The sequence below is a fragment of the Parabacteroides sp. CH2-D42-20 genome, from assembly GCF_003670185.1.
GTDB lineage: Bacteria > Bacteroidota > Bacteroidia > Bacteroidales > Tannerellaceae > Parabacteroides > Parabacteroides distasonis.
In genome coordinates, this window is the sequence record NZ_RAYG01000027.1 from 97572 (window position 1) to 110578 (window position 13007).

Annotated in this window: 12 protein-coding genes; 6 read left to right on the forward strand and 6 right to left on the reverse strand. The window is 41.7% G+C overall.

What is annotated here, in order from left to right:
- Nucleotide 1 precedes the first annotated feature (1 nt).
- A complete protein-coding gene (locus D7V92_RS16100; protein WP_036616698.1) occupies nucleotides 2-2737 on the reverse strand; it encodes a DNA gyrase/topoisomerase IV subunit A in 2736 nt (911 codons plus the stop codon).
- A 218-nt stretch (nucleotides 2738-2955) separates the two neighbouring features.
- On the opposite strand from D7V92_RS16100, the gene D7V92_RS16105 reads away from it, so the two are divergent.
- Nucleotides 2956-3723, forward strand: coding sequence for a porin family protein (locus D7V92_RS16105; RefSeq protein WP_087344692.1), 768 nt, complete (start codon nucleotides 2956-2958; stop codon nucleotides 3721-3723).
- Between the two features lie 121 nt (nucleotides 3724-3844).
- Nucleotides 3845-4645, forward strand: a complete 801-nt coding sequence (locus D7V92_RS22520; RefSeq protein ID WP_233572866.1) for a hypothetical protein — start codon at nucleotides 3845-3847, stop codon at nucleotides 4643-4645.
- Between the two features lie 136 nt (nucleotides 4646-4781).
- Here the strand turns inward: D7V92_RS22520 and D7V92_RS16115 are convergent, their stop codons facing one another.
- Complete coding sequence (locus tag D7V92_RS16115) at nucleotides 4782-5621, reverse strand: hypothetical protein (RefSeq protein WP_008773030.1); 840 nt, start codon at nucleotides 5619-5621, stop codon at nucleotides 4782-4784.
- A 110-nt stretch (nucleotides 5622-5731) separates the two neighbouring features.
- On the opposite strand from D7V92_RS16115, the gene D7V92_RS16120 reads away from it, so the two are divergent.
- The 4 genes from D7V92_RS16120 (at nucleotide 5732) to D7V92_RS16140 (ending at nucleotide 8555) form a co-directional block, all read left to right on the forward strand.
- Nucleotides 5732-5950 carry a beta-hexosaminidase gene (locus tag D7V92_RS16120; RefSeq protein WP_008773029.1) on the forward strand — a complete coding sequence of 73 codons (219 nt, stop codon included), beginning with the start codon at nucleotides 5732-5734 and terminating at the stop codon, nucleotides 5948-5950.
- 1020 nt (nucleotides 5951-6970) lie between these two features.
- A complete protein-coding gene (locus D7V92_RS16130) occupies nucleotides 6971-7228 on the forward strand; it encodes a GlsB/YeaQ/YmgE family stress response membrane protein (protein ID WP_036616690.1) in 258 nt (85 codons plus the stop codon).
- Between the two features lie 36 nt (nucleotides 7229-7264).
- Nucleotides 7265-7561 carry a YtxH domain-containing protein gene (locus D7V92_RS16135; protein ID WP_008773025.1) on the forward strand — a complete coding sequence of 99 codons (297 nt, stop codon included), beginning with the start codon at nucleotides 7265-7267 and terminating at the stop codon, nucleotides 7559-7561.
- A 43-nt stretch (nucleotides 7562-7604) separates the two neighbouring features.
- On the forward strand, nucleotides 7605-8555 hold the full coding sequence (locus D7V92_RS16140; RefSeq protein ID WP_087344695.1) for a manganese catalase family protein: 951 nt from the start codon (nucleotides 7605-7607) through the stop codon (nucleotides 8553-8555).
- A 333-nt stretch (nucleotides 8556-8888) separates the two neighbouring features.
- On the opposite strand, the gene D7V92_RS16145 is transcribed toward D7V92_RS16140, so the two are convergent.
- The 4 genes from D7V92_RS16145 to D7V92_RS16160 form a co-directional block, all read right to left on the reverse strand.
- A complete protein-coding gene (locus D7V92_RS16145; RefSeq protein WP_008773023.1) occupies nucleotides 8889-9926 on the reverse strand; it encodes a TIGR04086 family membrane protein in 1038 nt (345 codons plus the stop codon).
- Between the two features lie 93 nt (nucleotides 9927-10019).
- The gene (locus D7V92_RS16150; RefSeq protein WP_121773304.1) at nucleotides 10020-11189 is read right to left on the reverse strand and encodes an OmpA family protein; all 1170 of its coding nucleotides are present in this window, start codon (nucleotides 11187-11189) and stop codon (nucleotides 10020-10022) included.
- Nucleotides 11190-11223: 34 nt separating this feature from the next.
- Nucleotides 11224-11727 (reverse strand): outer membrane protein, encoded by a 504-nt coding sequence (locus tag D7V92_RS16155; protein WP_008773021.1) that lies wholly within the window; start codon nucleotides 11725-11727, stop codon nucleotides 11224-11226.
- A 383-nt stretch (nucleotides 11728-12110) separates the two neighbouring features.
- Complete coding sequence (locus D7V92_RS16160; RefSeq protein WP_008773020.1) at nucleotides 12111-12620, reverse strand: RNA polymerase sigma factor; 510 nt, start codon at nucleotides 12618-12620, stop codon at nucleotides 12111-12113.
- Between the last annotated feature and the right edge of the window lie 387 nt (nucleotides 12621-13007).

The following is a 13007-nucleotide window of genomic DNA, read 5'->3' on the forward strand; positions in this document are numbered from 1 at the left end:
GTTATTCGTCAAACAATTTCATCTGTCCCGTAATTTCATCGATAATATCCGTGGTACTCTGCCCGTCGTCAGTGTCGTTTCCCTCCTCATTGCCTTCGGTATCGTCTGATTCCGATGCGTTTTCGGAAGGGACGAAGCGATTCGGTTCCAGCTCATTGATTGTCTCGACCTCAAATGTAGAGATTCGTTTACCTTTGGCTTTGAAGCCTTTCACCGCGATAAATTCGTCGGCATCGAGGACGAGAGCCTCCCGGAAGGCGTCATGGCCTCCGAAGATCACCTCGATACGAGGATAGACCTCATCCGTAAGCAACATCAAGCGGTTCTTCGGATTCTCTCCTAGGAAATTCTGCTTCCGGGTGTTTACCTCCAGCAGGAATCGTTTGATATAATAATATTTCTGATCTGCGTCGTATAATACGGCAGTCCATATCTTGCTCGGCTGGTATTTCTCGATGACCATGATATTGGACTCGTAGTGATTGCTAAGGTCAAAATTCGTGACGTAGAAATCGCCGTTCGGCAGGATCACCAATATCTGATCGTTGCTATGGAACTCGCCTAGCTCTTCTCCCCGTCCATCGTAATTTAACCGGAGTACGTCCCAGTCGAACCATACTTCCCGGCCTCCCAAGGTGGAAGAGCCTTTCTGCTTGAGGCTGATCTTGTGCACTTCCGCTTTCGTCAGGATATTACCTTGAGAGCCCCGTCCCTTAATGGCTATCTCGCTGAAGTTCTTCTCGAAGACGAGTAGTTTCTGCCGGGGTTTGGGTTTCAGGATTACCTTGACGGTCTCCGCCTCTCCGTTCGGGTTTGCGCTGAAGTAAAGGACACGGGAGTTTTCCGTACCTTTGGTCAGGTCGTATTCCCGGTCGCGTGTAGCGCCTGTGACGGCGAAGCGTTTGATGTAATTATATCCGAACTTACCGTCCCGGTATATGACGTTGTAAATCGTCCGGTTGTCGTTACGCTTAAATACGTTGACATATAGAATATCCTTACCGATAAAGATCTTATCCGCTACCTTGACGATCTTATAAGTACCGTTGCGATAGAAGATAATGACATCGTCTATATCCGAGCAGTTACATATGAACTCGTCCTTTTTCAGTCCCATGCCGATGAAACCTTCTTGACGGTTGATATACAATTTCTCGTTCGCCTCTACGACCTTGGTCGCCTCGATCGTGTCGAAATTGCGTATCACGGTATGGCGGGGGTAAGCCTTGCCGTATTTCTCTTTCAGCATGGTAAACCAATCGATGGTATAGTCGACGATATGTTCCAGCTTATCGTTGATCTTGGCGATTTGTTCCAAGGTCTGGGCGATGAACTCGTTACTCTTGTCGGAGTTGAACTTTAAGATACGTCCCATCTTGATCTCCATGAGTTTCAGGATATCGTCCCGGGTAACCTCACGGATAAATCGGGGCTTGAACGGCTCTAAACGAAGGTCGATATGGGATATCGCCTCGTCCATGTTCTTGGCGTTCTCGAACTCCGGATCTTTATAGATGCGCTCCTCGATAAATATCTTTTCAAGGGAGGCGAAGAACAGGGCCTCCTCTTGTTCTTGTTTCTGAATCTTGAGTTCTTCCCGTAACAGCTCCAGCGTACGATCCGTAGAGTGGTGGAGCACATCGCTGACCGTAAGGAAATGCGGCTTGTCCTCCTTGATCACGCAACAGTTCGGGGAGATACTGATCTCACAATCCGTAAAGGCGTATAAGGCATCGATGGTCTTGTCTGAAGAGACCCCCGGAGCGAGATGCACCAAGATCTCTACATCCTTGGCGGTATTATCGTCTACCTTCTTGATCTTGATCTTTCCTTTATCGTTCGCTTTTAGGATGGACTCGATCACGGTAGAGGTTGTTTTTCCATACGGGATCTCCGAGATCACCAATGTCTTATTATCGAGCTTGCCGATTTTTGCACGGACTTTCACCGATCCACCCCGTTCTCCATCATTATATTTGGCTATGTCGATAGAGCCTCCTGTCTGGAAATCCGGATATAACGCAAATTCCTCTCCCCGTAGATAGGCGATGGAAGCATCTAATAACTCATTGAAATTATGAGGGAGTATCTTGGAAGACAGGCCTACGGCGATACCTTCCACGCCCTGTGCCAGCAATAAAGGGAATTTTACCGGTAAGGTAACCGGTTCCTTATTACGCCCGTCGTAAGAAAGCTGCCAAAGGGTTGTCTTGGGATTGAATACGGTCTCCAAGGCAAACTTGGAAAGGCGAGCCTCTATATAACGAGGAGCGGCGGCTCCGTCTCCCGTCAGGATATTACCCCAGTTTCCTTGGCAATCGATCAACAGATCCTTTTGTCCCAATTGCACCAAGGCATCTCCGATAGAGGCGTCTCCGTGAGGGTGGAACTGCATCGTATGACCTACGATATTCGCAACCTTGTTATACCGCCCGTCATCCAACCTTCTCATGGAGTGCAGGATACGTCGTTGTACGGGTTTCAGTCCATCGTTGATATGTGGAACGGCCCGTTCCAAGATCACATAAGAGGCATAGTCTAGGAACCAGTTTTGGTACATCCCAGACAAATGATAGGTCGTGACACGCGCATCCCCTTTCCCCGGGACTTTATAGTCGGAATGGGTATTCGCCTCTTCCTCCGTAGCCTCGTTATCTTGGGTATCACTATTTATATCCTCAATTTCCTCGTTTTCCTTATCCTCGATATAATCGTCTTCTTTATCTTCCGGTCTCATAAAATCCAGTTCTTTCTACACAACGCTATTACGCCAAATTGCTAACAGGGTGTAAATATAGCAAATATTCGGCAGTTTTTATAAGAATGAGGCTTTTACGAGAGTGAGTTTGCGTTAAATAAAGAGATTTTATAAAATAAATATTTAGGCGGTAGGGGTTTTTCAGAATCTTTTGTCTTATCAATAACAATTGATATTTACATATAAAAGAATATGATATGAAGAAGCTGATTTTATTTGTGTTATTCGCTTTGAGCGGCTTGATGGTGAGCGCTCAATCACGCTGGGGGATTATTCCGGAGGGTGGATTCGCCGCGATTAATCGTGTTGGAATGGGCTCTAGCTGGCGTGCGGGGGTTAAGGTAGGCGTTGGTGTATCTTACCAGTTTGAACCGGGATGGATTGGATTGAAATCCGGTTTATATTATGCGAATAGAGGGTATTCGTTGGGAGATTATCCGAGAACGACGGAGTCTGCTACGTATGTCTTGAAAGAGATGATGACCGGTGGTATCACGCAACATTTTTTGCAATTGCCCGTGATGGCTGATTTCTCATGGAAAGTGTCGAAAGAGGTACGTATGCATTTAGCGGTCGGTATGTATGCCGGTGTATCTGTCAAGAATGATACGAATTGGGGATCTTCGTTTACGATGGGGTATTCGAAGGAGCCGCAGGCGCTTGGTAAATATGTCAAATCTACTGGCCTAGGGTATAGTTATGGTTATGGCCATTCGGGATATGATGAGGCTGAAAACGCCGATCATCCATTTCGAGACGTGAATTCTTTTGATTGGGGATTGACAACTTCTTTTGGTATAGAGGTGAATAACTGGGTGATGAATCTGGGGTATGATCTCTCTCTAGGTGATGAGGGCGGTAACTATAAGATCGATGGCGATAATTTCTCTCTGTATGAGGTAAGAAGTGTCGGTGCCAATTACAATACGATGAGTCTGACGGTTGGGTATAAGTTCAAGCTTTAACGGCAAATCACTCATAGGATACGAATCTGACGAATATTCGGTGTCTTTTTTTAATAGATACGCAGCTTTTGAGATTGTTTGATCATCTATAACTTATAGAAACTTAAATAAATAAGATATTATGAGAATCATCAATCCGATAGGTGGGATCATCCTGCTTTTTGTCTTGCTGGGCACTCTGGGGTGTAGCGAGGACTCATTTCAAGATGAGGCTAAGCCGGTGATTTGTCCTAGTGTTGTTTATCCGGAGGGAGCTAAATTGGCACGAGTTTGGTACGGTGCGGGTATTTCCTCTCCTCAGAGTCTGGCGAAGGAATATGTGTACGATGAGTCGGGACGTATCTCCAAGGTATTACATCCATTGAATACGGAGGATGGAGAAGGATACTTGATTGGCTACGTTGAATATGTTTATGACGAGTGGGGATTCTTGTCTAAAGAAGTCTGCTTCAACAGAAACCTAGATCAGACGTATCATAATTTGTCTACGCTTCATTATAAGTATGATGAACAAGGCCGGAAAATAAAGGAGATTACTGAATATCCGGTTATTGGCAAGAGCAAGGTGACAGTCTTTTCTTATAAGAATAATCTTCTGGAACGGAAAGTTGAGTACGACGAACTCGGCCGGAAGCTTACTTATACGGACTATGAGTACGATGAGACAGGGTTGTTGACAAAAGAAACGATTCGTGATCCCGAAACGTCCGAGGTTCTCCGATATAGCGAGTACCGTAATGAGAACGGATTGAACATGGAGATCATGGTTTATACTTCTCTCCCGACAGAGAAGAAACCTATAGAGCTTCGTAGGATCACGAAGTACTATGATCAGAATGGCAATCTGCTTCAATTGGTCTCTGAGGAATTGGCTTCTTTTAGCTCTCAGTCGAGCTTCTCGGAGTCCTATGAGTATATTTGAAGTCTTCGTGATGACTTGTACAGGCTCTCTTGTGTGGTTACACAATAGCTTAAACTTACCATGCATGCACAAATAAGAGGTTTGAAAATTCTTGTAATACTCATGGCTTTATCTTTAATATGATTTGCAAAGAAAATTAGATTTCTATAGGCCCAGATCCTCCCATGATAAATCCCGTGTCATAATCCCCTTCGGGATTGAAATTCTCCGGAACGAATAATTGCTTGAGATATTCCACATGTGTTTCTTCAAACAATTGGGTCCGGATTACATAGTACCATAAAGGTTGCTTTCCTTCTACGATCTCGAATGGATCGGTGGCAGTGATATGAAATTTGTAATGTCCTATTTCTCCGTTGGTCTCGATATGTACTTCACCATTGATACGGGTATGAACTACCTGATACCGAAGTTTCTTCATATCCGAATATTTCCAATCGCCCTTTTCCCCGTTAATTGTCTTTTGGCACATACAAGTGAACGGTATAAAGAATTCGCCGCCTGTTTTCGGGATGATAAATGGATTTTGTTCCGAGATAATCTTATAGTCATAAATAATTTGGGCGGCGTCCTGTCTCAAAGGGACAGCAATTGTCTGATTGAACTGATCTTCATTTATCGTGATCGATAAAGAGCCGGTTTGTACCTCGTCCGTTCGATTCTCTCCGATAGAGACTTTGATGGTTTGTTCTTCGGGATAAAATTGAGTGCGGAAAGAATCATTTAGTGAGGATATCGAGATTGTGGAAGAAGGCACTTTTTCCCAGATATCAGTCTTAATATTATCAATAGCCTTGCGTCTTACAAATTTGAGGGAAATCGTACGTTCTTCACCCGTATTGAGAAACCGGGTAGTATCCATTTCGTAGGATAGATCATATTCTGGATAAGAAACAACATCCGAATCCTCACATGAGATCAAAAATGTGATGAAGCATAAGCCTAAGAATGCCCTTGAAATCTTCTTAGTATCCATGATTTTCTATATTTGTCATAAATATACGAAAATCTGATGTTATTCGATTATATGTTACTCAGAATTGGCATATTTTCTATTTTTTAGTCGGGATACTAACAAAGTACATCTTGCCGAACACGAAATCAGAAATCATCCCTTTCCCTCAACAGAGTGTATCAGACAAAGGTGATTTTATATTCAACGAGACGACTCTCATCAGTGTAGAAAATGAGAAACAGGCCATGATTGCCCGTGAGTTAACAGGCTTGTTTAATCTTGCAGCCGGATTCACACCGAAAATAGTCATACAAGACAAACAAGCTTCATTTTATGCAAGAGCTTTATAACATCATCCCGAAATCACAGCAAGGAACAGAGAATATGATCTTATACGCCCAAGTCAAAAAGGTCACAATCTCAAGTGGAATTATACCCCGGGAAGTATTGCTTTCGATCTTCCTTTTCATGTAGAACATATTATACGAGAATCCAATATCCAGAATTCCGATGAGGATAAAAAGCAAATATTCGAACATTTAGTACCTATTGCAGAAAAGAGTTGGTCGGATACACCCAATATAAGCAATCGCTACCGGCAACATTCGACCGATCAGAGCGGAACTCTTGCTCATATATTGCCGTATCTCCTCTTGCCCTATTAAGAAGTGAGAATAAATAAACAAACAAAATATAAACACCGATATCTTTCTCATATCAAGATCATTTTATTTAGATTATTCGGTTTCGGACAAATACGTAAAGCGTTGTAAAAAACTGCCTTGTTCCCGCACTTGATGCGGGGTAGAACCTCCCTGATTATTGATTTAATCCTCCAGCTTATACAACTCGAATTCATATTTATGCAGATAACTGCAATTCCCATCACAGACTTTTATATGTCGGGGAATCGTATCAGAGACGACCATACATCTGTTTCCGAATAAATGAGAGCACCTAAGCCTGTATGCTTCAACAGCCAAAGATTTCTCATATCTGCACCCTTCTTTATATGCATCCCGACAAATACGATAAAAATGCTCATAATCCAATTGAAGAGAATTCAGCAATTCGTTTTTTAAAGTTTCTTCCCATTTCATAGTTCTTTAAAATAGTTGTTTACAGGATCTTATTTTTAAATTAAACAGCATATAAATGAAAATAGTTTTAATAAAAGATGAAATCCATCTTTCAATTTAACACATATACATACTCATTATAGTGTCACGAAAATAGATGTTAAATATCTTTTTTTACCACGAACCAATTTCTATTTATCACTGTTTTTTTAACGTGAACAAGGTATGGTACCAACACCTAATTTTCACATTATCGATCTTTGTACATTAATACACAAAAAATTTATTCACATGTATTTTATATGGTATATTCTTATCGGAATCTTGTCTGGTTTTGTAGCCGGTAAGATCATGCGTGGAGGAGGATTCGGTATCTTCATCAATTTGCTGGTAGGTATAATCGGCGGCCTGTTGGGCGGCTGGGTCTTCAGTCTGTTAGGCATTGCTACTGCCGGTATCCTGGGTAGTCTGGTCACCTCCGTTATTGGGGCTATCTTGTTATTGTGGATCGTTTCACTGTTCAAAACTCCACATAAAACAGATATATAATCAATTATTTATTCATCTTTTAAAACTGTTGAATTTATGGAAACAAGTTGTTCAAAATTTTGGCTGGGCCTGGGTTTAGGCTCGATCATCGGTGTAGTAGCTTATCGTTTTAGCTGTTCTTCTAAAGGCAAAATGTTAAAAGAAAAAGCATGCCATGCCCTTCATCGGATGGGTGGCAAAGCGGAAGACATGATTGATTCTGCAAAAGATAAAGTAGTGGACGCCGGAACGAAAGTGGCAGACAAAGTTGCCCACGAGACTTTCAACATCGCAGAAAAAGCCGATGACGTAAAAAACAAAGTACACAATTTTGCCGATAACGCAAAAAAATAATTGGATGCACACCATTTAAATGTTTAATTAAAACTTTTGAATTATGTTTTATCATGTAAAAGATTTGCAATACAACACTCGCGTTTCCGCCCCGGATCCACGTTTCGCACGTGTCCTTCTTGAGGCTTTCGGCGGTGCCAACGGAGAGTTAAAATCAGCTTTGCAATATTTCGTACAAGCTTTCAGTTGCCACAATCCCCATCCGGACAAATATGACATGCTGATGGATATCGCAACAGAAGAACTGGGACACCTCGAAATCGTCGGGGCAACCATCCAAATGCTCCTCGGACCCGTAAACGGGAAAATGAAGGACGTGGTGGAAAACATGGAAATCAATACGATGATGAATGGCAAAGCAGCCAAAGAAGATTTCATCCACCAAGCGTTCACTAATCCGCAATTCCTGGTAACCTCTCCCGGAAGTCCTATGCTGACAGACAGTAACGGTAATCCCTGGTGTGCCACCTATGTATCTGCCAATGCGGACTTGACCGTGGATCTTCGCTCAAATATGGCAGGAGAATGCCGGGCAAAAATCGGATATGAAAATCTCATTCCGCTGACAGACGACCCATACGTGAAAGAGACTCTCACATTTCTCATGACACGCGAGGTAACCCATTTTCAACAATTCGAAGCAGCATTGGAGACAATCCAGCCCAACTTTCCTCCCGGAGTGTTTCAAACCTCCCCCAAATATAGCAACCTATATTTCAATCTATCGAAAGGCAAAGACGCCCGCGGATCGTGGAATGAAGGCGAAAGTACACGCTTGAAGGAAGAATGGCAATACATCGACGACTCCCTGCAAGAAGTAAGAAGTACAAACGGACTCGTCGACCGTAAACCGGCAGGTACGCACCGCACAGAGAAAGAGGTACATAAAATGGACAACGAACTCGCCAAAGAGCGCAGTAAAGAAGTCCTTTCATCTTTACCCGGCGGAGTCATGAGCTGGTGCAATTATCAAGATAAAAAAGGTAACAGGTAAACTGTTGCCTCGTATATATTCATTTTAAAATTTACCGTATTATGAACAAGAAGAATGAAAAAAAACAGGTAGAAGCAAAGGGTACGAAAAAAGAAACCCAAGCTAAAGAATGCAAGTGTTCAACTTCTGAAAAGAAATCGGCTAAAAAGTAACCGTGACATCACTTGTAAGTAATTAACCTCTATCCCGGTGAAGATATTTTTCTTCACCGGGATTTTTTATTCCATCCACAGTGTTAAGATATATAGTACATAACGAACGGGGATGCATATCTAAAAATGCATCCCCGCCATGCTAATGAAAGAATCTATTTAACAAGAAATTTCATATCAATCATATATCTATTCTTTCCTGCGTTTTTCGGCTGCCATAAGCACCGGCCAAGCTACACAAGACGGCACCGATCAAGATCGCAAAGAAAGATATGAGAGCCGAACGAGCCGCAGTATCTGCTGCTTTATCGGCCGTTTCCAATGCATTTTGCTTCACTTCCTGCCATTCTTGGATCGCTTTATCTAGATTTTGTTCCAGATTACGGATTTGCTTATCAGCTTCTGCTGTTGCCTTATGCATAATTTCCATATATTGCTTGATCGCCTTGTCCGCTTCTGCTTTCGACATATTAGTGTTATTTGACAATGCTTTGGCAAGGTCATTCCGGTCTATGCTTTTTGCCAGATTATTCGCCTGTTTTTTCAAATGAGCAAGAAAATCTTTAAAAATCTCATCTGCATCTTCCGGAGACGCAACAGCTTTCTTCACCGATTTGCCAAAGTCGGCCTTTACGCCCTCTAACTGCTTCTGCAAATAATCGGGTTGCAACTCTTTTACTTTACTTTTCACAAGAACCGCACGAATATCCTTCGGTAACTCTCCGTCTTTCAAGTCCACTTTAAAATCGATTCCACCAAACAATTCTTTCGCTTGATCCGAAAGTGCGGAAACTCCGCCACCCACAATCGAACCGGTTCCGGAAATAACACCTCCTGCCACCGACGATGCAGCACCTAATGCATTCATCGTAAGTTTTGCAGCCCCGACAGTAAGTAAAACACAGAAAAATGCCCCTACAATAAGTGTCGTGCCCCAAACCAAAAAACCATGTATCAAACCATCCACTCCTGCCAACTTTCCGGCAACAAAACCACCGGCAACCATACTGACAATCAAAGCAAGTGCCGTACCTATACCGACCGTCGTCCCAATACCGGAAACGGGATTATCGGCAAACGGGTCAAACATAAACAGACCGATGCTGGAACCTAATACCGACAGCAAGATAGAGACAGCCAGTACCGTCACAACACCGCCAAAAACACTACCCCAAGAAACTCTTTTTTTCAATTCATTCCAATTATCCAAACGTGTCATAATACATTCATTTTAATCATTAATAATTTATATTCTTACAAAACGGAGAGACCATCCCGGAATAATCCAGAAATGGTCTCTTCTTTTCTGTTATTATTCTACATAAAGAATTACAGCGCGGTTCCACTCCGGTTTATCAAAAGGAGGTTCCTTGTCGCCGACCCATTCCACAATTACCCTGTCACGGCTGATACCATAGTCGCTGATTAAAATGCGAGCTACATTTTGTGCTCTTTCAGCAGAAAGCTTCTCGTTGATCTGACTTGTTCCGGTCTTGCGGTCCGTATAACCTATCACACGCACCTTGAACTGCGGGTTGTCTTTCAGGTATTGCGCAATATTGTAAATGTTAACCCCTTGATAAGGATCAACTTTCGTCTGGTTGATCTTAAAGAGGACCACATTGTTGATCAACGGATTTTCCTCAAACTCAACGACCTTTTCGGTTATCACCTCAGGCTCCGGACAGTCCGGACAATCCACGGGACGTTGTGCCAATTCCTGATTCTGAGCATATAATTCATTAATCCGACTGTTCAACGCATCGATTTCCTGAGGATTTCTCAACTCCGCTTCCGAAAATGTAGCCGTCTTGCCTATATTAAATATCAGGCCAGCCGAAGCGGTTCCCAAAATGTCATAATTACCACTGCTCTTGACTTGATTGAACTCGCTTCTAACAGCCGTTGCGGCAAACTCGATAGAAAGAGTAACACGGTCGGACAGTTTGAAATTATTGATAATACCAGCATTGAGTGTCATGCCATTCATACGGCTATACCCGCTCGCATAAATCGGTTGGTTCGTATAGTCCCATCCGAAAGCCCATCCGAAGCCGACATAAGGCACAAGGCTATATACGCGGTTAGAACTATATTTCATGAAATAGTCAGTCATGCTCCACATCAGATCCGCTTGCACAGTCGCAAACCTATTACGTGACATGACGGACGCATTATCATTGAACGTATGCAGGTTCGTCAACCCCGCTCCCTTGATACGAGTCCCCAAATAAGGATTGATCCATTTACCAAATTGGATTTCTGGCGCTACGGTAAACCGATTGAAAAAGTCGGCATCACTATTTCTGTCGCCAAAATAAATATTAGCGCCTGCACCTGCTCCAATAAACCAATGATCCCAGAAACCATTATTGATAAATGTTGCCTTACGGGCAGGTTCCGAACTCTGACCTTCTTTCGATTGGGCAAAAGAGGTCTGTATGATGCTACAAAGCACCATAATAAACAAATACTTCTTCATGATTGAAATTTTTTTGTGATGATAACAGCCAGGATCAGAAACGATACCCCCAGCCGAATGCAATTACGGAAGAATTGTCTTTACCAAAGACATATTTATATTCGACATTAAGAAAATTACGCAAGTTGAGATTATAGGTCAATCCTCCTCCCACGTTAAAACCGAAATTTGTAGAACTGTGCGAATCCAACGTAACCTCTCCTTCTTCTCCTTTTACGGTCCGTTTACCTTGGAAATTATTTTGCAGGTTAAACCCTGCTAAAGGATAAAGTGACAAATGATCTTCACTCAAATCAAACACATAATGCGCGTTGACATCTACATCCAAACCTGTTGTTTTATCTTTCGGGAAAAAAAACATCAAATCCGGTGCCAAACGTACATGATCAGTCAAATTGTACCGACCTTGAACACCTAACATCACACGCTTAAAATCTGTCTGATAACCAAAATTTCCCAACAGCGAGAAATCTCCTTTCTGGGCAAATACACCAATGGATGTTATCAGCAAAAATGCTATAAAAAGAATCTTTTTCATTTGAATAATTTTTAGTTACACACTTCTTTGAACATTTAGAATAATATCAAAATCACATTTCAATATCATTTCTAACATTACTCTCGTAAAACACAAGCATATTCAGCTCATTATTTACAAATAATTATCAACATTTTTATTTCAAATATCTTCCTCCTTTTTTATAAAGTTACTCATAAATAAATCTATTATTGCAATAAAGACTATACTGTTTTTTATAGAATAACAACAATATTTTCTATTTTGTTTTCCTCTGATTAAAGTAAAATCCATACCCTAAGTTTATTCAGATTCATAATTCATTTATCACGAGACAATACAGATTCTTATACAAAACACTTTTCTTGGTTCATGATTTCCCCAGGAAAAGTGTTTGATCATAGTCAGACATATTGATAATCTTTCAGTGCATTTTGTAATTCCCTTCGCGCAAAAAAGATACGGCTCTTTACCGTTCCCAACGGTAGATCCAGTTTTTCTGCTATCTCATGGTATTTATAACCATTCAGATACAATGAAAACGGAATTTTAAATTCACTATTGAGTCCAGCAACCGCTTTTGTGACTTCCTGAATCTGGTAAATCTTATCCGGAGAACCCGAAATAGAATCATTGGTAACGTTCAAATTGTATAAATCCTCATTTTGGTCAACGATACTCTGTATACGAACAACTTTATGGTAGTTATTTATAAAGATATTACGCATTATAGTCATGACCCAACCAGCAAAATTGACATTATCTACGAACTTTTCCTGATTATCCAAAACCTTTAGAGTCGTATCTTGCAACAAGTCCAAGGCATCATCTCGGTTGGCAGTGAGTTTGATGGCAAAGTTCATCATGTGTCCCTGTAAACCGACCAGTCTTTGTTGAAATTGCATCTTATCCATATATTTATTTTTCGTTAAAAGTTTTACCTGCCACAAAACTATAATCCAACCCCTTATCCTCAAGTTCAATTTCGTTCGAAAAGACTCCGGATTCGTTTTTTGCACCTTTGTAAGGTACATATCGGACGATTCCGTACATTTTCCTTACAAAGTTTGAAAGACATACTTCATTTTTTCCATGGCTTATGACCACTGTGGCTTCTATGAACCGGTCCATATCCTCGAAAACCAAATCGTCTGATGAAGACAAAAAAATGTGAAAGGAAATCAGGTAAGACTTATTTTAACATTCCCATCAGAAAAAAAACTAGGGCCAAATAGTAACGGAACTGGTCAGGCTTCGCAAGATGAAAGTAGCGCCAGCCTGCCGTCTGTTTGGCCATTGTC

What these genes read in the sequence shown, in the direction of transcription:
- D7V92_RS16100 (WP_036616698.1), bottom strand. Translation starts at nt 2,737, where the DNA reads ATGAGACCGGAAGATAAAGAAGACGATTATATCGAGGATAAGGAAAAC.
- D7V92_RS16105 (WP_087344692.1), top strand. Translation starts at nt 2,956, where the DNA reads ATGAAGAAGCTGATTTTATTTGTGTTATTCGCTTTGAGCGGCTTGATG.
- D7V92_RS22520 (WP_233572866.1), top strand. Translation starts at nt 3,845, where the DNA reads ATGAGAATCATCAATCCGATAGGTGGGATCATCCTGCTTTTTGTCTTG.
- D7V92_RS16115 (WP_008773030.1), bottom strand. Translation starts at nt 5,621, where the DNA reads ATGGATACTAAGAAGATTTCAAGGGCATTCTTAGGCTTATGCTTCATC.
- D7V92_RS16130 (WP_036616690.1), top strand. Translation starts at nt 6,971, where the DNA reads ATGTATTTTATATGGTATATTCTTATCGGAATCTTGTCTGGTTTTGTA.
- D7V92_RS16135 (WP_008773025.1), top strand. Translation starts at nt 7,265, where the DNA reads ATGGAAACAAGTTGTTCAAAATTTTGGCTGGGCCTGGGTTTAGGCTCG.
- D7V92_RS16140 (WP_087344695.1), top strand. Translation starts at nt 7,605, where the DNA reads ATGTTTTATCATGTAAAAGATTTGCAATACAACACTCGCGTTTCCGCC.
- D7V92_RS16145 (WP_008773023.1), bottom strand. Translation starts at nt 9,926, where the DNA reads ATGACACGTTTGGATAATTGGAATGAATTGAAAAAAAGAGTTTCTTGG.
- D7V92_RS16150 (WP_121773304.1), bottom strand. Translation starts at nt 11,189, where the DNA reads ATGAAGAAGTATTTGTTTATTATGGTGCTTTGTAGCATCATACAGACC.
- D7V92_RS16155 (WP_008773021.1), bottom strand. Translation starts at nt 11,727, where the DNA reads ATGAAAAAGATTCTTTTTATAGCATTTTTGCTGATAACATCCATTGGT.
- D7V92_RS16160 (WP_008773020.1), bottom strand. Translation starts at nt 12,620, where the DNA reads ATGGATAAGATGCAATTTCAACAAAGACTGGTCGGTTTACAGGGACAC.